18 protein-coding genes are annotated in these 21,650 nt (G+C 60.2%); 16 read left to right on the top strand and 2 right to left on the bottom strand.

From position 1 onward, the window contains the following. The first annotated feature begins 278 nt into the window (after positions 1-278). Positions 279-518 carry a hypothetical protein gene (locus AS156_RS43030; RefSeq protein WP_066510694.1) on the top strand — a complete coding sequence of 80 codons (240 nt, stop codon included), beginning with the start codon at positions 279-281 and terminating at the stop codon, positions 516-518. 1,363 nt (positions 519-1,881) lie between these two features. On the opposite strand, the gene AS156_RS26525 is transcribed toward AS156_RS43030, so the two are convergent. Continuing rightward, complete coding sequence (locus AS156_RS26525; protein WP_066510689.1) at positions 1,882-2,199, bottom strand: aspartate-alanine antiporter-like transporter; 318 nt, start codon at positions 2,197-2,199, stop codon at positions 1,882-1,884. A gap of 289 nt (positions 2,200-2,488) precedes the next feature. Here AS156_RS26525 and AS156_RS26520 point away from each other — a divergent pair, with 289 nt between their 5' ends. The 8 genes from AS156_RS26520 to AS156_RS26490 all read left to right on the top strand — a co-directional run. Then, entirely contained in the window at positions 2,489-3,475 is a 987-nt protein-coding gene (locus AS156_RS26520) for an ABC transporter substrate-binding protein (protein WP_160331144.1), read from the top strand. 215 nt (positions 3,476-3,690) lie between these two features. Next, the gene (locus AS156_RS26515) at positions 3,691-4,674 is read left to right on the top strand and encodes an ABC transporter substrate-binding protein (protein WP_066510685.1); all 984 of its coding nucleotides are present in this window, start codon (positions 3,691-3,693) and stop codon (positions 4,672-4,674) included. Positions 4,675-5,577: 903 nt separating this feature from the next. Then, entirely contained in the window at positions 5,578-6,558 is a 981-nt protein-coding gene (locus tag AS156_RS26510; RefSeq protein WP_066511031.1) for an ABC transporter substrate-binding protein, read from the top strand. 243 nt (positions 6,559-6,801) lie between these two features. Continuing rightward, on the top strand, positions 6,802-7,782 hold the full coding sequence (locus tag AS156_RS26505) for an ABC transporter substrate-binding protein (RefSeq protein WP_160331143.1): 981 nt from the start codon (positions 6,802-6,804) through the stop codon (positions 7,780-7,782). 176 nt (positions 7,783-7,958) lie between these two features. Continuing rightward, complete coding sequence (locus AS156_RS26500; protein WP_082747746.1) at positions 7,959-8,996, top strand: ABC transporter substrate-binding protein; 1,038 nt, start codon at positions 7,959-7,961, stop codon at positions 8,994-8,996. A 246-nt stretch (positions 8,997-9,242) separates the two neighbouring features. Further along, entirely contained in the window at positions 9,243-10,217 is a 975-nt protein-coding gene (locus AS156_RS26495; protein WP_066510682.1) for an ABC transporter substrate-binding protein, read from the top strand. A 237-nt stretch (positions 10,218-10,454) separates the two neighbouring features. Beyond that, entirely contained in the window at positions 10,455-11,126 is a 672-nt protein-coding gene (locus AS156_RS46100) for an ABC transporter substrate binding protein (RefSeq protein WP_082747745.1), read from the top strand. A 13-nt stretch (positions 11,127-11,139) separates the two neighbouring features. Then, positions 11,140-11,412, top strand: a 273-nt coding sequence (locus tag AS156_RS26490; protein WP_283807943.1) for an ABC transporter substrate binding protein, incomplete at its 5' end; no start/stop codon positions are given. A gap of 265 nt (positions 11,413-11,677) precedes the next feature. Here the strand turns inward: AS156_RS26490 and AS156_RS43515 are convergent. After that, positions 11,678-12,043 (bottom strand): hypothetical protein, encoded by a 366-nt coding sequence (locus AS156_RS43515; protein WP_066510678.1) that lies wholly within the window; start codon positions 12,041-12,043, stop codon positions 11,678-11,680. Positions 12,044-12,288: 245 nt separating this feature from the next. On the opposite strand from AS156_RS43515, the gene AS156_RS26480 reads away from it, so the two are divergent. The 7 genes from AS156_RS26480 to AS156_RS26450 all read left to right on the top strand — a co-directional run bounded on the left by AS156_RS26480 (position 12,289) and on the right by AS156_RS26450 (position 21,290). Next, positions 12,289-13,155 (top strand): ABC transporter substrate-binding protein, encoded by an 867-nt coding sequence (locus AS156_RS26480; RefSeq protein WP_066510671.1) that lies wholly within the window; start codon positions 12,289-12,291, stop codon positions 13,153-13,155. Between the two features lie 293 nt (positions 13,156-13,448). Next, positions 13,449-15,899, top strand: coding sequence for a HAMP domain-containing histidine kinase (locus AS156_RS26475; protein ID WP_066510662.1), 2,451 nt, complete (start codon positions 13,449-13,451; stop codon positions 15,897-15,899). Beyond that, entirely contained in the window at positions 15,896-16,285 is a 390-nt protein-coding gene (locus AS156_RS26470) for a response regulator (RefSeq protein ID WP_066510657.1), read from the top strand. The genes AS156_RS26475 and AS156_RS26470 overlap by 4 nt, the downstream gene beginning before the upstream one ends. Next, positions 16,282-17,532, top strand: coding sequence for an adenylate/guanylate cyclase domain-containing protein (locus AS156_RS26465; RefSeq protein ID WP_066510656.1), 1,251 nt, complete (start codon positions 16,282-16,284; stop codon positions 17,530-17,532). The genes AS156_RS26470 and AS156_RS26465 overlap by 4 nt, the downstream gene beginning before the upstream one ends. A 235-nt stretch (positions 17,533-17,767) precedes the next feature. Further along, positions 17,768-18,763, top strand: coding sequence for an ABC transporter substrate-binding protein (locus AS156_RS26460; protein ID WP_066510653.1), 996 nt, complete (start codon positions 17,768-17,770; stop codon positions 18,761-18,763). Between the two features lie 478 nt (positions 18,764-19,241). Then, positions 19,242-20,102, top strand: coding sequence for a tyrosine-type recombinase/integrase (locus AS156_RS26455; protein ID WP_066501385.1), 861 nt, complete (start codon positions 19,242-19,244; stop codon positions 20,100-20,102). A gap of 6 nt (positions 20,103-20,108) precedes the next feature. Then, on the top strand, positions 20,109-21,290 hold the full coding sequence (locus tag AS156_RS26450; RefSeq protein ID WP_245312562.1) for an IS91 family transposase: 1,182 nt from the start codon (positions 20,109-20,111) through the stop codon (positions 21,288-21,290). Positions 21,291-21,650: the final 360 nt, after the last annotated feature.

The following is a 21,650-nucleotide window of genomic DNA, read 5'->3' as shown; positions in this document are numbered from 1 at the left end:
GCTTACCCCGAAGCGACGCGTATCCGCCGCTCGGTCGAGGAAATTGCTGCCAGTGGCCTGACGCTCGCGAAGCTGACGGTGGCGGCGAACTTGCTAGGGGATCTGGTCAAGGGCTGATAAGCGTCCGCGCCCGCAAACGGAGGATCCAATGATCCACGCGACTTGCCACACCGCCGATAACGTCGTCTGTCTCGAGTTCGATGCCACACCCTGGTTCAGCGAGGCCGACGCTCCAAGCATCATCGATTTGGCCCGGCGAGAATGGACGAGCGCTACAATTGCGGACCGCCAATACGGCCGGCGCCCCGCCTGCCAGTCAGGCCGGACAGTCCCCGAGCTTTGTTTTTCCGGTTACCATCGCGCTCGAAGATCAGGCGATCAACGTGGACGGCGCGATGATCCCTCTAACTGCGGGCATGACCGTGACCGTGGAAATCAAGACCGACGGTCGCCGCGTGATCGACTATCTGCTCTCGCCGCTTGCCAAGGTTGCATCCGAGGCGTTGAAGGAGAGATAGGATCTGCGCGCGTGAGCACGCGAGAGCCGCAGCTTCACCGGCAGGCTGCATTCCTTGATTCGCCGTATGAAGTGATCGTGCAGAGCCACTTCCGTGTCTGCAATATTAGACCGCGATCTACGTGCCGCCGGGAAGGCCGGGACGGTGGGTGAAAAAGTGAAGGTAACGTCCTGAAACGAAATCTCGCCAATAATTTTCCAACGCAAGCTGAGAGTGCTCGGCCCCTTGAAACCATCGGCTCGATTTTTCATCGCCATATGTTTTGGCCTCGGGTTCTGTTCGGCCTCGCAGTTTGGCTGACCATGGGGCTGCCTCCGCCAAATGCCGCGAAGCCCGGTCCGCTCGCACACCGAGCGCCGGGACCTATTCAGCGCTTGGACTCGATCGTCGTCGCATCGGTTGCGGTGGTAGTTTTCCGGGACCGCGGTTCCCGTGCTAGCTAGGCAGTGTGAACACTTACCGCATCCATAGGACGATGGAGTGTTCTGGAATAGCATGGCAGAAACCATCCAGGTGATGATGGCGGCATCTAGCGGGAAGTGGTCACTTTCGATCGGCATAAAAATAAAGACGGGCGACCGGATCGACATCGCGGTCCGATACTCATCGAGTGACGAAGAGCGTCGCGGCATCGGATCGTCGGCTCTCCGACGCCTCCTGATGGTACTGCGAGGCGATGAGTAGGCTCTTGAGCACACGCAAGGGTCGCAGTGTCACTTCGCCGAAGCGGTGACCATTTGCGAACTGCGCGCGACGTCGGCACGTTGAGATGACACGCGCGTTCCGCTCACGATGCCTGATGATCGATCGACGGCAACTCTCGGCCGCCGCCGGCTTCGCTTTTGCCGCGCCCGCGCCCGCGCCAACGGCCTCGGGCTGTCTGATCGATATCGCGAACAGCAGCATGTCTGAGGCGGTGAATGCGTCCGTCGCCGGCGATGTCCGGGCGGTATGCGATGGATGGCCGAAACTTCGTTCCGCATCTGTGGTCAGCCTTGTCGCGGGGGCGATCCACAAAACGCGTGTCGTCGCGAGCAATCTAGACTTGGAGATGATTTTCCCTCGGAAACTGCTTGCTCGCTCGAATGAGCCACAGCCGGAGTTAACAGCGACGGCGAGTTCGATGTGCCGTTCTGACCGGACAAGGCCCGCGCGCCTTAAGCGCGCCGGGCCATAGTGTGGGGGTTCAAGCTGATTTGTGGCAGCTGGCCCGATGCCATCCGGACATCCAGCTGGGCGGCTCACGTCGCAATCAAGGAGATGATATGGAGTATACTCAGCCCCTCATATTCCGGCTCCACCGGGAATTGACTTAGATCATGACTCCGTTTCAGGTTGCGAAGACGAGCACCATGACCGAGCCTCAGGTTGTGAGCAGGATGTTCGCTACGGGATAGGCCGGTGTATAGCCGAGCACGGGCGCCGGGCTTTCCGATCGCTCCTGCAGGGCGGCCATGGCCGCCGTTACCGTTTGCGCGCCGGTCAATCCGCCGAGCAACAAGATTGGGTTCATGCGCAGGACGAAATGGCCGAAGCAGAACCCGACGATCTGCGGCAGCAGGGTCACGGCCATGCCGCCGAGCAGCAGGCCGACGCCGGATTCCCGCAGAGCGGAGAGGAAGATCGGACCGGCATGGATCCCGGTGAGCCCAACAAACGCGGCCAGTCCGAGTGACGTCATCAGGCTGATGGCGCCGTCCGTCGCTGAGTTCGTAGCGCATGATTCGAGGCTCCGGTTCGGAGCTGGAATCACGTCTTGGGCAGCGCCATCAACCCACAATGCCCCGTCACCATGTCGCTAACGCTCTGAATTGACTTCCGCTTTCGGCGGCGCAGCGGACGTGACCGGACTCGCTGCCGGCTCGCCCCAGTCGCGAATGACCCAAGGCGGAAATCGACCCATCTGGCTTTTGAGGTGCCATCCGCTCGTCGACGTGCTAACGTTAAGGCCCTCTTTGCTGGGGCTGGCCATGAAGCGCCGGGAATTCATTACTTCCGTTGCGAGCACGATTACCGCGTGGCCGTTTGTAGGGCTCGCTCAGACTGCATCAAACGTATATCATATCGGGATCCTTAGCACCAACGCGCTGCCCCCGGAGACCAGCGTTGGCGCTGCCATTTTGCGTGCTTTTGCCAGACACGGCTACATACCCGATCGCAACGTGGCGCTCGAAATGCGTGCCGGGGAGGATCACTCTGAACAGCTACCACAGCTTGCCGAGGAACTTGTCGCGAGCAAGGTGGACTTGATCATGACTTTTAGCTTTCCGGCAGTCGCGGTCGCCAAGAATGCCACGACAACCATTCCAATCGTGACGACCGAAGCAGGCGGCGATCCAGTTTCATTGGGCTTGGTCAAAAGTCTCTCGCGCCCGGGTGGTAACATTACTGGCGTCTCGGATATGGCTATCGAGCTCGCTCCCAAGCGTCTCGAATTGCTCAAAGACATGGTGCCAACGCTGCGCACCGTCGCGGTGCTCTTTAACAAAAGCGATCTGGGCATGACGCTGCGATACCAGGGAGTCGCAGCCGCCGCACGGACAATGGGTGTCCGGGTGCAATCACTCGGTGTGCGTGAGCCGGAAGATTTTGACGAAGCCTTCGCAAGTATGGTGAGCGACCCACCGGACGCAATTCTCATGGTCTCGGATATACTCACCTTCCTCAATCGCCGACGGGTCTACGAATTTGCTGCCGAACATCGGCTGCCGGCTGCCTACGAGCGGGCGAACTATGTACACGATGGCGGTTTGTCGGCCTATAGCCCAGACCTTGATGAAATTTACGATCGCGCGACCTCTCTTATTGATCGTATTTTGAGGGGAGACAAGCCCGCGGACCTGCCATTCGAGCAACCTACGCGTTTCCACATCAGCATCAATCTCAAGACAGCTAAGGCGCTCGGAATAATCGTGCCAGCCTCGGTGATTGCTCGCGCTGACGACGTAATCGAATAGGGCCGGCGACTTCCCGTTGTTGGCCCGCAGCCGCCGACCGGCTGGTCCGACCGAGCGTCAGCTTTTGGAGGATGATCAGGCGCTACCGAGCGCGGCCTTGAACCGCTCAATCTGACCCCCAGCGGTCATCTGCCTGCTCAGTTTGCTGCGCTGCCCAACACGGCTCCTCTTCAAAGGATGTGGTAGTGTAGGGTCGTCCGCCTGAGGCGAAGATCATGAAGCGGCGAGATTTCATCGCACTTGTCGGCGGTACCGCACTAGTGCCGTTTGGCCTGCGCGCGCAGCCCGAGGTGCGCAAGCTCGCTATCGTCATGGCGGTGGCAAAGACCCCTGAGTATGTGGCCGCCTCGGCAGCATTGCAGCAAGTGCTCGGTGGGCTCGGCTGGAAACAAGGCGACAATCTGCGGATTGATGATCACTGGTCGGCTGGAAGCCAAGAGGGTGCCCGGGCTGTCGCCCTGGAAATCGCTGCGTCCAAGCCGGATGTCATTCTCGGTCAGTCGCTGGCGGTAATTGAGGCCCTGTTGTCGATGACGCGCACGACGCCCATCGTGTTCGTGCATGTCGCCGACCCGGTCGCAAGCGGCCTCGTTTCAAATTTGGCGCGACCGGAGGGAAACGTAACCGGCATTACCAATATCGTGCCATCGATCGGTGCAAAGTGGCTCCAACTGCTCAAGGAGATAGCGCCCGCCGTGACGCGAGCAGCATTGCTTGTCAACCCCGACACACAGCCGGATCGCGGCGTCATTTTCCTCGATCCGTTTGACGCTGCTGCACGCTCTCTCGGCGTGACATCGGTGAAGGGCGAGGTGCGCGATCTAGACGCCATCGAGGCATTAATGGCCAGCTTGGCAACGGAACCACGCGGTGGTGTCGTTGTGATTCCTGACGCCTTTTTTGCTAGCCACAGCACTCAGATCGTCGCGCTCGCTGAGCGTTTCAGATTACCGGCAGTCTACCCTTATCGGTATTACGTCGCGCAGGGTGGGCTCTTGAGCTACGGCGTCAACAATGTCGATCTGTTCCGGCAGGCCGCACCATATGTCGATCGTATCTTCCGAGGCGCCAAGCCCTCCGATCTGCCGGTCCAGCAGCCGACCCGCTTCGATCTTGTCATCAATATGAGGACGGCCAAGGCTCTCGGCCTGACCGTGCCGCAGACGCTCCAGGCAAGCGCCAACGAGGCGATCGAATAGGACGCATTTGCTACGATGCATGAGTCCAGGAGTAGCCCCGAGCTGAGAAGCGCGAGGACCGCCGGCACGTAGGCTGTCAGGCGTGAATCCGAACGGCCGGCTCGGAGCCCAATCGACGCTCGTGACCCAAACCGGGCACCGCGCACTGGGCGGCTATGGCCGAAAGATCAATCGCTGTTCAGGTGCGCGCGAGTGACACGGCTCGGCCGGCAACCTTGCTCACAACTCTCGCATGAAATCGATCATTGCAGCATTGACCTCCGGCGCGCGCTTCTGCTGGGCGCGCCGCGCATGTCAACCGCGACAGCACGGAATCCGACCGCTGACAGCGCGGGAAGTTGATGCCGTCATGAGTACCACGACTCCGGAAACCCGTGGCACAAGACCATCATGGGCCCTCGCCCTGTTCGACGAAATGGAGATGAATCCGATTTGCCTGGGTCGTGCGATGCGCAACACTGCTGGCGGCCTGCGCGTAGCTTAGACGCGATCGGCAGATAACGCCAAACAGCTGCCGCGCCGAGGAGGCCAATGAATTCACGTCGATGCATCGGTGATTCTCCTCGATACCTCGGCTTCAGAAATCGAACTGAATATTCCTCGCCGCCTTCATACCTTACCGCCTATTTTCGGACTTCGGCATGGCGCGTTAGCAGTATGCAACTAAACCGACGTCAGATTTCCCGGGGTAGTGATGTCGCCTTCTGTGCCCCAAGCAGCCGACCCGGTGTGTCCGCTAAATGTCTGCTCTTTGGGGTGAAGCCGGTCTCAATATGCTCGACCTGAGTTCTTCCGGGTGTGATCCAAATCGCTGCCGTCTGCCGATCGCGGAGCACCAATTTGCAGGGCGTCGTGGTCAGATAATATGATACCTTGATCCCGCCTTGATAGATGAGGGCTCGAGTGAGGCGGCGCGAGATCATTGCACTTGTTGGTGGTGCTGCGGCGTGGCCGATTGCAGCACGTGCTCAGCTTGCACAGAAGATAGCGCACATCGGAATTGCCAGCATCGGCGGGCCGACTGCTGACATGACGGGGCCGCTGCCGCCAAACCGTACCGTACGTGCATTTCTGCGCGGAATGGCGGAACTGGGTTACGTGTACGGCCGCGATTTCGTGACCGAGCCGCGCGGCACGAACAGCATCGCGGCGGTTGCCGAACTGGCTGGTCTCCAGCTCGATGTCATTGTCGCGACTGGCGGTGGAACGTCGCTCTCCTTACTCAAGCAGGCAACGACGACGATTCCGGTCGTTATGACGGCTGCTTCTGATCCCGTGCGCCAAGGGTTCGTTCAGAGCCTTGCCCACCCGGGTGGAAACTTTACCGGGATGAGCATGCAAACTCTGGAGCTCACGGGAAAGCGCCTGGAATTGCTGAAGGAACTCGTTCCAGGCGCAGAGGTTGTGGCGGTATTCTGGGATTCGACGGACGCCGGTTTGTGGCCAGCAGCCGCGGCTGTGGGCCAGGCACGAGGGTGGAAGCTTCTGTCAGTCGAGGTTCGCGATGCCGCCCAAATCGCGGAAGCCTTCAAGACAGCGGCCACGGCGGGAGCTGGCGCACTCCTCATTCCGGCATCGGGCCTTCTCTTTAGCCACGCCAGCCAAATCGTCGAACTGGCCGCGCTGAGCCGCATTCCAACAATGTATGAGCTGAGGTCGTATGTCGATGTCGGTGGCCTCGTCTCCTATGGCGCCAATATCGAGGATATCTGGCGGCGAGCGGCAACCTACGTGGACAAGATATTGAAGGGCGCTAATCCTGCCGAATTGCCAATCGAACAACCGACCAGTTTTGAGCTTGTGATCAACAAGCGAGCAGCGGTAGCGCTCGGCCTGAATATTTCGCCCTCGATCCTGATCCGCGCCGACGAAGTGATTGAGTAGCCACTCAACAGTTTGCTGCAAATGCTCAGGTCTCCTGCTGGCCCTCCTGAGCCCTGCTAACGTTCGGCCCCGACGTCTGCTGTTTAGGGTAGGCCAGAAATGGCGGTTTAGCCTCCAAAACGGCGCTTATGACCCACTCCGGAAGTCGACCAGTCACGCTTGTTGCAACGGGGTACTGCGATGCTTGTGCGAGATTCGGTGCTAATCTTTGGCAGGCGGGTTCTCACCCGGGAGACGAAACCCGTGAGAAGGCGCGAGTTCATCAGCTTGGTCGGCGGGGCGGCTGCGTCACCGATTCTCTCGGCTGTCAATTTGCGCGCCCAGCAGACGGCAATGACGCGCGTTGGAATCGTCACGATCCAATCTCCGACGTCGGCCCCTTATGCCGCATTCCGTCAACGCCTGGGTGAACTTGGATACATTGAGGGTCAGAACCTCACTCTGGATTTCGTGAACCCGATACGGCAATCCGAAGGTGGCGCTGGGGCGGTTCAGGAGCTCATTCGTCGAAAAGTCGATATTGTCTTGGCGATCTATCAGGCCACGATGGCAGCCGTCGTCGCCGCGGCACCCAGCATACCTGTCGTGATGGTCGCAGTGGATTATGATCCGCTCGCGCTCGGCTACATTAAGAGCCTCGCTCAGCCCGCAACAGAAGTGACCGGCCTTTACTTACAACAAATCGATCTCGCAAAAAAGCGCGTGGAGCTTCTGACGCAGGCTCTGCCGGACGTCCATGCGGCGACTGTGTTCTGGGACGCTGCGTCGGAGGACCAATGGAAGGCAACAGCTAGTGCCGCGCCGGAATTTGCGTTGCAGCTTGCGGATGTCCAATTGCTGGATCAGCCTTATGACTACGAAAAAGCGCTTGCACAGGTGCCGCCCGATTTCCGCAGCGTTGTCGTTTTCCCGGCATCGCCAGTGTTTTATCGCGACCGGGAACGGCTCGCAGAATTTGCAGTTCGGCATAAGATCGCAACGGAATTTGCCTTTCGCGAATGGGTCGATGCCGGCGGCCTATTTTCCTATGGCGTAAACTTCGCTGCCATGTTCAGACGAGCCGCAGAATTTGTTGACATGATCGCGAAGGGGAGCAAACCGGGTAACTTGCCAGTTGAACAGCCGACCAAATTCGAACTGGTTGTTAATCTGAAAACTGCTAAAGCAATTGGAATTGCAATTTCGCCATCGATCCTCGTGCGAGCCGACGCTGTGATCGAATAGAACCTTGTTTGCTGCGGCGCAATTGCTCTCCTCTTGGCCCTCCGGCGCTGACACTTGTTTCGAAGTCGGCTCTCAGGGTAACTCCGACACGGTCGGCACCCGGTCAAATCGACGCTCGTGACCCCACGCCGACATAAAGCGGATCGAAATCCGGGGGATAGCCATGATCCTTGCCAATGATTATGCTGTCGCAGACCGTTGGGGCTGCCGCGCGGATGCAACTTGGTCGATTGAAACGGCGTCAGTTCATTTCGCTGCTTGGTACTGCGGCGGCGTGGCCGCTCGTAGTACGCGCACAACAGCCAGTTGCGCAGCCGTTGATCGGGTTCGTTAGCACGCGCTCACCCAAGGAAGCCGCGATTCACACCAATGCGTTCCGCCGCGGGCTCGAAGAGATGGGTTATATCGAGGGGCGTAGCGTCGCTATTGAGTATCGCTGGGCAGAGGGCGATTACGGCCGGTTGCCGCGCCTAGTCACGGACCTGCTCAGCCGACCACTTTCGGTGATGGTTGCGGCTGGCGATCCGGCCGCACACGCAGCCAAGACGGCGGGCGTTGCGGTTCCACTCGTCTTTGTCGTTGGCCAGGACCCGGTGCGCTTGGGCCTGGTCGAAAGCATCAACCACCCGGGTATGGCCACCGGCGTCAATTTTTTCACCGGTGATCTGGGCGGCAAGCGGCTGGAGCTTCTCTGCGCGATGGTACCGTCGGCGCACCTCGTCGGGCTGCTGCTTAATCCGAGTTTTGGGACCGAAGCGGTCGACCAGTTCCGACAGTCGATAGCCACCGCAGCCGAGTCGCTCGGTCGCGAGTTGGTCGTGCAGGAAGCGGCTACCGATGCCGAGATCGAAGCCGGTTTTGCGGCGCTAGTTAAGGCTGGCGTGAATGCGCTGGTGGTGCAGAACGATCCGTTTTTCGACTCCCGGCGCAGCCAGATCGTGGCGCTCTCGTCCCGTTACCGGCTGCCAGGCATTTTCCACATCCGGGAGTTCCCGGCCGATGGCGGGCTAATGAGCTATGGCGCCAGCCTCGCTGATACTTACCGCCAGGTCGGGGTGTATGCCGGTAAGATTCTGCGCGGCGCTAAGTCGGACGACCTTCCAGTCCTTCGGCCGACAAAGTTCGAATTGGTCGTCAACATAAAGACCGCAAAGTCACTCGGTCTTGCGGTACCACAACAGATTCTCATTGAGGCCGACGAACTGATCGAATGAGGACGGCACAACTGTCCGTTGTTGGCCCTGAGGCGCAGAACTTCGAAAAGGGTCGAACGTCCGGAGTTATGGGTAGACCGGGCTCACTCACTTGGGGCAATGGCTGACCGGTGCTTTTGACCCGGACATGACCTCGCTCGTGCCTGTTATTCTCGCGTGCTAGGGAGAAGGGCAAATGGCATGGCGCAAATGCGAGAGCTCGCATACAATCTCGCTCGGTCCTGCTGAAGACAGGGAGGGCGCTCGATGAGACGGCGCGATTTCATCCTGCTTGGTAGTGCGCTTGTCTGGCCGCTTGCGGCGCAGGCTTCACCTGAGAGGCCGACGCTCGTCGCATGGCTGAGCGGGGGTACAACTCAGATTGCTCAACCTTTCGTCGCCAGTTTTTTGGACGGCATGCGGGAGTTCGGTTACGTTGAAGGCCGTGACTTTGACATGGCATACCGCTCTGCCGAGGGCGTTTTAGACCGCTTGCCTGCGCTTGCAGAGGAGATCGTTCGGCTCAAGCCAGACGTTATCCTGGCCGCCGCCGTCAGCTCCGCGGTCCCAGCCCGAAAGGCAACGTCGGCAATCCCAATCGTCTGCCCGGCGCTCGCCGACGCCGTGCATCTCGGCCTGGTCGCGAGCGAGGCGCGGCCGGGCGGCAACGTTACCGGGATAGAACCCTATGTGGCGGGATTGCCTGCCAAACAGATGGAACTCGTGCGCGAGGTTGCGCCGGGCGCACAACGGGTCGGACTGCTTACAAACCTGCGGGATCCAAAGGCCCCACCCCAGGCACAAGAGCTGGAAGCTACGGCCAAGGTTTTGGAAATGACGATCGCGACGGCCGACGTCAACAGGAGCGAAGAGATCGACGGCGCGATGCAGGCGTTGGCAAGCCAGTACGTTGACGTCGTCATCGTGCTCCAGACCACGCTGCTCTTGAGCCTGAGCCGGCGGATCGCCGAATTGGCGGTGGCGAAGAGATTGCCGACCATCTACGGATATCGCGAGCACGTGGCGGCCGGCGGGCTGATCAGCTACGGCGTCGATTTGCGCTGGTGCTACCGCCGCAGCGCCTATTTCGTCGTCAAGATCCTGCACGGCACGCCGCCGGGCGACCTGCCAGTAGAGTTTCCGAGCAAGATGCTGCTGTCGGTCAACCTCAAGACCGCCAAGGCGCTTGCGGTGAAGATCCCAGAGGTATTCCTGCTGCGCGCCGACGAGGTAATCGAGTGATGCAGCCTTACCATGCGGTGCAAGAGCCCAAAGTTGGCCCGTGCGCGACGACCCGCCTCGGTGACGTAGCGTCTGTTGCCAGAGGCGGACCGGACATGGGAGGCGGGCCAATAGACGCAAAAGACCCAAACATGACATTGGCGACCCCCAACGTATTTCGTTCAGTGGTTCCCTAAAGTCTTCCAGATCTCGAGCTCGGATAGCTATACTGCCGCCATTCTGATCCTTAGGGCGACAATGCGGCGGCGCGAGTTCATCGGCGTGATCGGCGGTGCAGCGGCGGGGTGGCCGCTGGCTGCGCTTGCGCAACAGGCAGGTCGACCTTATCGGCTCGGCGTCTTGTCCCTAACGCCACGCGCCAAATCCATGTACGCCGCCACAATTGACGAACTGCAGGCGCTCGGGTTCATCGAAGGTCGCGATGTCATCGTCGACGAACGCGGTTTTGGGATCAGACCCGATGAACTCTCATCGCTCACCGCGCAGCTGGCTCAGTCCAAGGTGGACGTGATTCTCGCGGGTGGGGCTCTGGCCATTTATGCTGCCCAAGCGGCGACGCACACAATCCCCATTATTGGTGTTACTGACGACATGGTGCTGGAAGGCCACGTCAGCTCAATGGCCAATCATGGCGGTAACACCACGGGAATTAGCATCCTCGCGCGCGAACTCGACGGCAAACGTCAACAAATTCTTATGGAGGTGCTGCCACCGCTCACCACATGGCGGTGCTCACCGACAGCGTGGCAATGGCCGATCATCTGCAGGCGCTTCAGGCTTCGGCGCGCACTGGTGGTGTCGAACTGTTTATTCATCGTGTCGATAGCTCGAATGAGACTGGATCGACGCTCGACGCGGCCAAAGCGGCGGGAGCCGAGGCCGTCAACATCCTCGCCAGCGCATTCCTGAACAACAATCGTCNGAGCCATATTCGCGAAGGCCACGGCCCTGCGCCTACCCACAATCTTCCAGTGTCAAAGACGGCGCTTTTCTGGCGTACGGCCCTCGTCAAGAGCATGTCTTCCGGCGAATTGGGCAGCTGGCCGGGAAAGTACTACGTGGCACGAACCCTGCCGAACTTCCTGTCGAACAACCAACCAGATTTGAGCTGGCGGTGAACCTCAGGGTAGCCAAGGAGCTTGGGATAACCTTATCCCCCACCTTCCTGCTACGCGCCGACCAAGTGATTGAATGACGCATCTACTACCGGGTTTGGCCCGCAGCCGCCGTCTTGACTTCTTTGTACGTTCGTCGGCCCGGCCTGGCCGAAGCTCGCGCGTAATGCGTTCATGAGGTTGACTACGTTGCCGGCGGCACGCGGCTACTTGGCGAGATCGATCAGCGCGGTCTCGTAGTGGTCTTCGAACTTCTCTGGAACGATCTTGAGCTTCTCATCCTCAGACCAATGTCGTCGCCGACCCGTCTGAACCACTTTGAGCCGTCCGACTTGGGTTCTGACCTCATCCAGCCCATAAGAACAGTTCCCAACACCGCGCCTCATTCGGCAAGGCGGCCAGCACTGGATGCCTACGCTCGAAGGGAACTGCCTTCTGGTTGATGAGCCTGGCAAGCTCGAGCATGTCCTTTCTGGTGTCATCGAAATACCAACCGCGGCGACATGCCTTGCGCTGCGCCTTGGACGCGGAGGTCGTTTGCAGACGGCTCTCCGGTTCGTCAACATTGCTGACGGTAATCCACCGGGATTGCTGTTCCGCGAGCGCTTTGATCGACTCTTTGCGAGCCAACGAAGGCGCAAGCGACCGGCGGCGCACTTCCTCAGGGCGGACACCCGCCCTTAGCTTCCAGGCAGGCGAGCGCAGCGTCACATCGTATTTTCAGCGTCGCTATTTCCTGTGTCGACTCCTTCGAGCAGCCACGACGAGCGGCTGAGCTCTCGGCAGACATAAATCGCGTTTCACGCGGTCGACGTTACTCGGAGAGGGAGAAGAGCACTGCTCACACGCGCTGACGAGGTAATCGAATGAGGCGGCGAGAGTTTCTAACGGCCGGCTCTGCTTGTCTCATTCTTGCAGCTGACACAGCGCGCGCCGAACCATCTAGGACCTGGCGCGTGGCGCTGGTGACCTCTGGCAATGGCGCGGTGATTCGCGAGATGATCCGCGCCGCGCTTGCAAGTATGGGATATGATGAAGACAAGAACCTCATTGTCGATTTCCGTGAAGCGAATGGGCGGTACGCAGTGCTGCCGGAGCTCGTCGCCGAGCTGATAGCACTGAGGCCCGATGTGATCATCGCCGAGGCAACTCCCGCGATCGCGGCGGCACAAAAGGCGACGTCCGGTATTCCAATAGTCATGGCTCCGGCGACCGACCCGATCGGATCCGGCTTTGTGAAGAGCTTCACGCATCCCGGCGGAAACATCACCGGCGTGGCGAACATGTTCGGCGATCTCACGGCCAAGACATTGGACATTCTCAGGCTCGTCTTTCCAAACGCGAAGAAGATCGGCGTTCTGATCTCAGATAATCCGACGCATCCAGCTTTGCTTGACGTAGCAAAGCGCGCAGCCGCCGCGACCGGGATTGCGGCAGAGGGTTTCACTGCGCGCAATCCCGAGGACATCGAAGCCACCTTTGTGCAAATGAAGGACGCAAATTGCGAGGTGGTGTACGTTCTGGCCGATCCGCCGCGACCGGTCTTGCCGCAGATTGCGCTCAAATTCGCGTTGCCCACCATCTTTCAGGTCAACAGCTATGTAAGCCTGGGCGGGCTGATGAGTTACGGGCCGAATATTCCAAGCTTCTTCACCATGGCGGCGCAGTACGTCGATCGCATCCTCAAAGGCGCCAAACCGGCCGACCTGCCGGTCGAGCGGCCAACGACATTCGAGTTCAAGATCAATCTGCACACCGCGAAAGCACTTGGTCTGACCATCCCCGAGCAGGTTCTGCTGATGGCCGACCAAGTGATCGAATGAAACTGAACAAAATGTCATGCTCGCTTGGTGTGGAGTTTGCTCGCCCAGACCCGGCAGATCGGACGTCAACTCGTTCTGTTATGGCGGCTTCGATCTCGCACCGCCGAGACTTACCCGTGCAGGAGCCAATCAACTTCGAGCTGAGCGTCAGTGTTCAAATGATAAAGGCTCCTGGACCGTTGAACCCGCAATCGCCCCCTTACCTGTGCCGGCGCTATTCTCGAACGAAACGGTCGGGAATCTGCTGCACTGCGGCAAGGGACAACCGACTGCCGTCTTGGTAGAATGCGAGCATGACCATTTCCCTGCACCAGGATACGCCGCCGCCGCCGGCGCTGACACCAGTGCCCGCGGCGAGCGCACTGGGACAGGAGAAGGCCGCCGCCGGCGGCAAGAGCAGAAGTCGGCTATTCATCAAATATGTCGCGTTGTTCGTTGCAGTAGTCGGCGTCGCGCTGCTCTCGAACGGCATTTTCGAGGTCATCTTTTACTATCGGGAGCACCGGGCGGCGCTAATCCGGATCCAGCATGAGCAGGCGGTGGCGGCGGCAGCCAAGATCGGCCAGTTCATCAAGGAAATCGAGAGCCAGCTCGGCTGGACCACTCAATTGCCGTGGTCGGCGGGCTCGATCGAGCAGCGTCGGTTCGATGCGCTGCGGCTGTTGCGCCAGGTGCCGGCGATCACCGAGCTGGCGCAGTTGGACTCAAACGGAAAGGAACGCTTGCGCGTATCGCGGCTCGCGATGAATGTCATCGACAGCGGGCTCGACTTCTCTAAGGATCCAAAATTCACGGAGGCCATGGCCAACAAGGTCTATTACGGCCCAGTGTACTTCCGGCGCGAGTCCGAGCCCTACATGACGCTTGCGGTCACGGGCACCCGAAAAGAGGCCGGCGTCAGCATCGCTGAGGTCAATCTCAAGTTGATTTGGGACGTCGTCTCGCAGATCAAGGTCGGCAAGCACGGTCGTGCCTACGTAGTCGACTCGAAGGGGCGCCTGATCGCTCATCCCGACATTAGTCTTGTGCTCCGTAACACCGACATGTCGAGGCTTCCGCAGGTGCAGGCCGCGCAAGCGAACGGCGGCCTATCTGACGATATAAAGGGGGCATTGAATATTCAGGGGCAGGAGGTATTGACGGCATCTGCGCCGATCGCGCCGCTGCGTTGGACCATGTTCGTCGAGCTTCCGGTGCAGGAGGCTTACGCTTCGCTGTATGCAGCGCTGCAACGGCTTGTCATCGTGCTGTTGGCGGCTTCGATCTTCGCGGTGCTGGCCGGCATCTTCCTGGCGCGGCGCATGGTCGGCCCGATCCAGGCCTTGCGTGCAGGCGCAGAGCGCATCGGCGGCGGTGACTTTTCCCAGCGTATCTCCATCAAGACCGGCGACGAGTTGGAGAGGCTGGCCGATCAATTCAACGACATGGGCGCGCGGCTGCAGGAGTCCTATGCGGACCTGGAGGCCAAGGTCGAGGGCCGAACTAAGGAGCTGGCGCGGCGGCAATCGGAGCTACGCGTGACCTTCGACAATATGGGTGACGGTGTGGTCATGTTCGACGGTGAGCTCAGGCTCGTGTCGTGGAACCGCAACCTGCAGCAGATCCTCGATATTCCGGACACGTTTTTTGCGACGTCGCGGACCTACCAGGACTACATCGCGCATCTGGTTCAAAGCGGCGATTTCGGCGATGTCGATCTGAATACTGAATTGCGGAACTTTACTGCCAACGCCGAGCGCCAGTCGACGATCGAGCGCACCCGCCCTGATGGACGAGTCTTGGAAGTCCGCCACAACCCGGTTCCAGCCGGCGGCTTCGTGCTGATCTACCGCGACATCACCGAGCGCAAGCGCGCAGAGGAGGAGATACGCGCCGCGCGCGACGCAGCCGAGAAGGCATTAGCTGACCTTCGCACCGCACAGGACCGTCTGATCCAGACCGAGAAGCTCGCATCTCTCGGCCAGCTCACGGCCGGCATTGCCCACGAGATCAAGAATCCGCTCAACTTCGTCAACAACTTCTCTTCGGTATCAAACGAGCTAATCGACGAACTGACCGATATGCTGAAGTCGGCCGCGATCGACAATGGGACGCGCCGAGAAATCGACGAACTCACGCAGATGCTGAAGGCCAACCTCGAAAAGGTCGTACAGCACGGCAAGCGTGCCGATTCCATCGTCAAAAACATGCTCCTGCACTCGCGCGAGGGAAGCGGTGAGCATCGGCCAGCCGACATCAACGCAATCGTCGAGGAAAGCCTTAACCTCGCTTACCACGGCGCGCGCGCAGAGCGCCCCGGATTCAACATCACGCTCAAACGCGACCTCGATCCGAGCGCCGGCCTGGTGGACATCTTCCCCCAAGAGATCACCAGAGTTCTCCTCAATCTGATCTCCAACGGTTTCTACGCCGCGACAAAACGCAAGCAAGGCGAAGCCGACGGGTTCGAGCCGACACTCAGCGCCAGCACGAAGACCCTTGGCGACAAGGTCGCGATCCGCATCCGGGACAACGGCACCGGGATCCCCAAGGAGGTCCGGGAGAAGATTTTCAATCCGTTTTTCACCACCAAGCCAGCTGGCGAGGGCACGGGCCTTGGGCTTTCGATGAGCCACGACATCGTCGTGAAACAGCACGGCGGCAAAATCGAGGTTGCGACTGAGCCCGGGGTTTTCACCGAATTTATCATTACGCTGCCGCGGAAGCTGGCGGCACAATCAGATACTACGGGAGGCAGAAGTTGAGCTTTTCTATTCTCGTTGTCGATGATGAACCTGACGTTGAGGTCCTGTTTCGTCAGCAGTTCCGGCGCGACCTGCGCGCCGGCCGCTTCCGTATGGAGTTCGCAACTTCTGCGCCAGCGGCGTTGCAGCGCGCCACGGAGGTCCGCGAACCTTCGCTGATCCTGATCCTTTCGGACATCAATATGCCGGGCATGAGCGGGCTGGAGATGCTGCCTGAGGTCCGCGCGAAGCGGCCGGATGTGCCGGTCATCATGATTACCGCCTACGGCGACGCCGAGACGCGAAAGAAAGCGATTGAGCGCGGCGCGGACGGCCTCCTGACCAAGCCGATCGACTTCACAATGCTGCGGCGAGAGATTGACACGAGGCTGGGACAGGCCGCATGACCGCCACCATCCTGTTTGTGGACGATGAACCTGATCTGGAGGCCCTGGTCCTGCAGAAGTTCCGCAGGCAGATTCGCGATGGGCTGGTCAGCTTCACGTTCGCGCGTGACGGCATTGAAGCCCTGCAGTCGATCGAACAACACCCCCAGGTCGACCTCGTGGTGTCCGACATCAACATGCCGCGGATGGATGGCCTATCGCTCCTCGCCAAGCTGCAGGAAGCCGAGGATAAGAAATCCACCATCATCGTCTCGGCCTACGGCGACATGAGCAACATTCGCACCGCGATGAACCGCGGCGCGTTCGATTTCTTGACCAAGCCGATCGACTTCGCGGACTTGGAGACAACGATCCAGAAGACGATCCGGCACATCGAGGTTCTCCGGGAGGCGCGGCGCCGGCAAGCCGAAGCCGAGCGGGCACATGCCTCGCTATCGCGCTATTTTTCGCCTGAGCTCGCCAAACGCCTGATCGCCAATAGCGACGATGAGAGCATGGCTGTGCAGTGGCGTGACGTTGCCGCTATTTTTACCGACATCACCGGCTTTACGACGATGGTTGAAACAACCGCGCCCGAGGCGTTGGGCCAAATGCTCAACGAATATGTGGGTGGAATGACCGAGGTCGTCTTCGCGCACGAGGGGACGGTGGCCAAGGTGATCGGCGATGCGATCGAGGTGCTCTTCAATGCCCCTTCATACCAGCCCGATTATGCCACGCGCGCAGTCGCATGCGCCCACGCACTCGACGCCTGGGCCGAGGCGTTCCGCCTGCGGTGGCGAGAAAAGGGCGTCAATTTTGGTGTCACCCGGATCGGGGTTCACACCGGTACCGCCCTGGTCGGCAATTTCGGTGGCAGCCGCTTCTTCGACTACACCGCTTACGGCGACACCATCAACACGGCGGCGCGGCTGGAAGCAGCCAACAAGTTCTTGGGCACGAGAATTTGCGTCAGCGCAACCGTTGCAAACTTGTCCGAGAATTTCGAAGGCCGTCCCGTCGGCGATCTGATGCTGCGCGGCCGCTCTGAACCGCTACGCGCCTACGAGCCGTTATCGACAGCGAGATCCAAGGCGCCGGCGGTTGCGCAATATGCCGCGGCCTTCGCCAAGCTCGAGGCCGGCGACGTCGCGGCGATGCCCGCCTTTGCCGCGCTGGTCGGCATGCACTCAGAGGATCCGTTGGCCGGTTTTCATCTCAGGCGGCTGCTCAATGGCGGCAAGGGCGTCCGGATGGAATTGGGCTGACGTTATCCGAGTGCGTTGTTTCCTGTATCTGGAGCTCGGTCGAGTCGCGCAGATGGGATTGAGCCAGGCGGATCCTCATTGTTCCGGGGCTGCGATTTCTCTCCCTCCTTGGCCTGAACTGATCTGCTAACATGCCGGATGGTTCTACACCGGGGAAAGGGGGAAACCGGAAGACGCCCGTTCCGTTTATGCGGCTTTCGCCCTTTAATATTGGTAACCTCAATCGGAGGGCAGCATGAACAGACGGGAATTTATTACCCTTCTAGGCGCCGCAACAGCTTCCTCTTCACTTGCGGCACATGCAGAAGAAAGTGGCCGGCTGCGACGGATCGGAGTGCTGATGTTGTATTCTGACGCTGATCCTATGGGACACGCACGCCTGAAGGTATTTGAACAGAGCTTAGAGAAGCTCGGGTGGACGGACGGTAGGACCGTGAACATCGAAGTGCGCTGGAGTGGCGCCGATACTGAGCTCACCCACCGATTTGCAAAGGAGTTGCTTGCTTGGCAACCCGATGTCATCGTGACCACCTCCACGCCCACCACCGCAGCCGTTAAACAAGAAACTCGAACGACCCCCATAGTTTTCACAGTCGTTGCTGATCCTATTGGTGAAGGTTTCGTCGAGAATTTGGCGCAGCCTGGCGGCAACATAACGGGTTTCGTAAACTTTGAACCATCCATGGCGGGTAAGTGGCTTTCCCTCCTTAAAGAAATCGATCCTAGGGTTGTGAGAGCGGCGGGCTTGTTCAATCCCGACACGGCCCCTGACGGTGGCGCATATTTTTACCGCGCGTTCGAAGCCGCCGCTCGAGACCTATCGATCACACCCTTCATCAGTCCGGTTCGGAGTGATGCCGAGATCGACTCGGCCATTTCGGCAGTCGCGCACAAACAGGGGGCGGGTCTTGTCACTATGGCCGACAGCTTTATGGCGGTGCACCGTGCGATGGTGATCGAGCGTGCGGCCCGGCATGGAATTCCAGCGATATATCCATTTCGTTCGGCAACTGCCGACGGTGGCTTGTTCTCCTATGGACCGGTTGTTGCGGAGTTGTATCGTCAAGTTGCGCCTTACGTTGATCGCATTCTCAGGGGCGCTCAACCAAGCGGATTGCCCGTTCAAGCGCCGACTAAATTTGAACTGGTGATCAACTTGCATACCGCAAAATCCCTCGGTCTTGACGTGCCAGCGACGCTCCTCACTCGTGCCGACGAGGTGATCGAATGAATGCGTCACTTCCGCATTGGGCCTTCAGCAACGTGGCAGCACCTCCCATTGAGGTCCGCTCGGTGAGCGCAGGGACTAGATTTTCTCGCGTTGAGTTTTTCGCATTACCCGGACCGCACATGCACAATATTATTCCCGCCGCCCCTTCAAGACTGTAAGCTGGGTTGGAACGCGTTAGGTTCCCCTGCTCGGGTCTTGGAGCCCGTTCAATGAAGCGGCGCGAGTTCATCGGTGTCATTGCCACCACCACGTGGCCGTTGGTCGTGCTCGCGCGACCATCGTCCAATAAAGTCTGGCGCGTGGCATACCTCTACCCCGGAGCTCTAGCACTACTTTGGCAGATTATTGGATTTCCGCGATTTTTTAGGATTGAACGAAGCCGCTGTCGCGGCATGTAGGGAGCCATAGCAAGGATTGCCTCCTGTCTGAGAGGATTGCGGGTTTTCGAAGCCCAACCCTTCAGACAGGAGGTTTTCCGATGGCTGAGATCAGCCCACTTCGCCGCCGTATGATCGAGGACATGACGGTCCGCAATCTGTCACCGGCGACGCAGCAATCCTACCTCAACGCCGTAGCGAAGTTGAGCCGGTATTTCGGTCGCTCTCCCGACCGCCTTGACCTGGAGGATATCCGTGCCTTCCAGGTTCATCTGGTGGCGACGGGGATGTCCTGGCCGGCGCTGAACCAAATCGTCTGCGCGCTGCGGTTCTTCTACGGTGTGACGCTTGGTCATGACACCGTTCCGGAACGCATCGCCTATGCGCGCCAACCGCGCAAGTTGCCGGTCGTTCTGAGCGCCGACGAGGTGGTGAGCTTTCTGGAGGCGATCCCGAGCCTGAAGAGCCGTACCGCGCTGACGACGGTCTATGCCGCCGGACTGCGCGTATCGGAAGTGGTCCTCTTGAAGGTTGTCGACATTGACAGCCAACGGATGTTGATCCGGGTCGAGCACGGCAAGGGCGGCAAGGACCGTTACGTTATGCTCTCGCCGCAGCTTTTGAGGATTCTGCGGACGTATTGGCGGCTCACTCGGCCAAAGCGATGGTTGTTTCCCGGCCGCGACGACGAACGCCCGCTCGTCCCGAACGTGCTGCACGCCGCCTGCCGTTCAGCCTGTGCGGCAGCCGGCTTGAGCAAATCGGTGACGGTGCACACGTTGCGGCACACATTCGCGACCCATCTCCTGGAGAACGGGGCCGACGTGCGCATCATCCAGATGTTGCTCGGCCATGCCAGTCTGGCCAGCACGGCGCGCTATACTCAGGTCGCCACAAAGACCATCAGCAACACGCCAAGTCCGCTTGACCGGCTCCGCCTGGAGGTCGTGCCGCCCGGCTGAGCGGACCTGATGGCTCCGGTTCTGGAAGTGGCGGATATCTTCCGCCGCCACGGCGAAGCGTTTCGGCAAGCCCGTGCCGAGCATCTGGGCCGCGTCGAGCGGCGCGTCATGGGCGCGATCACGGCCTGCCGGACGGCTGTGCTCGGCGGCCACGTCGAGCAGTGCGATGACTGCGACGCCACACGCATCGCCTATAACTCCTGCCGCAATCGGCATTGCCCGAAGTGCCAGGGCGCGGCGCGCGCGCAATGGCTCGCCGAACGGCAGGCTGAACTCCTTCCCGTACCGTATTTCCACGTCGTCTTCACCATGCCGGCCCCCGCCGGAGAGATCGCCTTCCAGAACAAGGCCGTCGTCTATGCCATCCTGTTCCGCTGCGCGGCCGAGACGCTCACCACCATCGCAGCCGACCCCAAGCATCTCGGCGCTCAGCTCGGCGTGACTGCCGTCCTCCATACCTGGGGCCAGACCCTGCAACACCATCCGCATATCCACTGCGTCGTGCCGGGCGGTGGACCCTCGCTCGACGGCACGCGCTGGGTCGCTTGCCGGCCCGGCTTCTTCCTGCCAGTGCGCGTTCTCTCCCGGCTGTTCCGCCGCCTGTTTCTGCAAGAGCTGCAAGCTGCCTTCGCGGCTGGCGAGCTGGGCTTCTTCGGCGCTCTCGCCCATCTCGCCGATCCAGCTGCATTCGCCGCGCGCCTTAATCAACTTCGACGGACCGACTGGGTCGTCTATGCCAAGCCACCATTCGGCGGGCCCGAACAGGTGCTGGCTTATCTCGGCCGCTATACGCATCGCGTCGCCATCGCCAACAGTCGGCTGATCTCGCTTGCCGACGGCAAGGTGAGCTTTTCCTGGAAGGACTATCGGCAAAATCGCAAAGCCAAGGTAATGACGCTTGACGCCGACGAGTTCATTCGCCGCTTTCTACTGCACACTCTGCCGGACGGCTTCCACCGCATCCGGCACTACGGCTTCCTCGCCAACGGCGGCCGCAACGATAAGATCGCCCTCTGCCGTCAACTCCTTGCTGTCTGCAACGCGCCAACTGATCAAGAAGCCGCCCCCGATCCCCTCGCCACATGCGAGATCCCCGTCTGCCCACATTGCGGCGGCACCATGCGGCGCGTCGATGTCGTCCCACGAGCGAGCGCGCGCGACCAACCGTTTCGTTGTGATACGTCATGACCAACACCTGCACCATCGACCCCTTCCGTGGTCCGCTTCTCAGCGGTGACGTTCGATGTCGCCGTGGCCGCGTTCGTCACCAAACACCCCGCCAATCGTTCGGCCACGCGTTCCAGCGCAGCAATCCGCTCGCTGGATCGCGCCCTTGGCCCGATCAATTGGGCCCTTCACATCCGATGAATGTGTCGCCGACGCGCGGCGACCTCAGGCGCGCCTTCCCAGAAGCCGCATCCGCGGCGCTATTCCCATAGCGCCCACAACTCCGCAGCTTCGTTCAATCCGGCTTCTGTGAGGTCGCACGCACGACCGAGCGCGCGACTCGCGCCTGCCACGCGACCTCACAGAACCCTCAAGATTCCC

The organism is Bradyrhizobium macuxiense, assembly GCF_001542415.1.
Lineage (GTDB): Bacteria > Pseudomonadota > Alphaproteobacteria > Rhizobiales > Xanthobacteraceae > Bradyrhizobium > Bradyrhizobium macuxiense.
Note: the sequence above shows the minus strand (reverse complement) of the source record. Positions and strands in the feature narration are given on the sequence as shown.

Bases quoted from the DNA above. Each gene is read 5' to 3' on its own strand.
- AS156_RS26475 (WP_066510662.1), top strand. From the start codon at position 13,449: ATGACCATTTCCCTGCACCAGGATACGCCGCCGCCGCCGGCGCTGACA.
- AS156_RS26500 (WP_082747746.1), top strand. From the start codon at position 7,959: ATGATTATGCTGTCGCAGACCGTTGGGGCTGCCGCGCGGATGCAACTT.
- AS156_RS26460 (WP_066510653.1), top strand. From the start codon at position 17,768: ATGAACAGACGGGAATTTATTACCCTTCTAGGCGCCGCAACAGCTTCC.
- AS156_RS26525 (WP_066510689.1), bottom strand. From the start codon at position 2,199: ATGACGTCACTCGGACTGGCCGCGTTTGTTGGGCTCACCGGGATCCAT.
- AS156_RS26455 (WP_066501385.1), top strand. From the start codon at position 19,242: ATGGCTGAGATCAGCCCACTTCGCCGCCGTATGATCGAGGACATGACG.
- AS156_RS26515 (WP_066510685.1), top strand. From the start codon at position 3,691: ATGAAGCGGCGAGATTTCATCGCACTTGTCGGCGGTACCGCACTAGTG.
- AS156_RS26465 (WP_066510656.1), top strand. From the start codon at position 16,282: ATGACCGCCACCATCCTGTTTGTGGACGATGAACCTGATCTGGAGGCC.
- AS156_RS26520 (WP_160331144.1), top strand. From the start codon at position 2,489: ATGAAGCGCCGGGAATTCATTACTTCCGTTGCGAGCACGATTACCGCG.
- AS156_RS26495 (WP_066510682.1), top strand. From the start codon at position 9,243: ATGAGACGGCGCGATTTCATCCTGCTTGGTAGTGCGCTTGTCTGGCCG.
- AS156_RS46100 (WP_082747745.1), top strand. From the start codon at position 10,455: ATGCGGCGGCGCGAGTTCATCGGCGTGATCGGCGGTGCAGCGGCGGGG.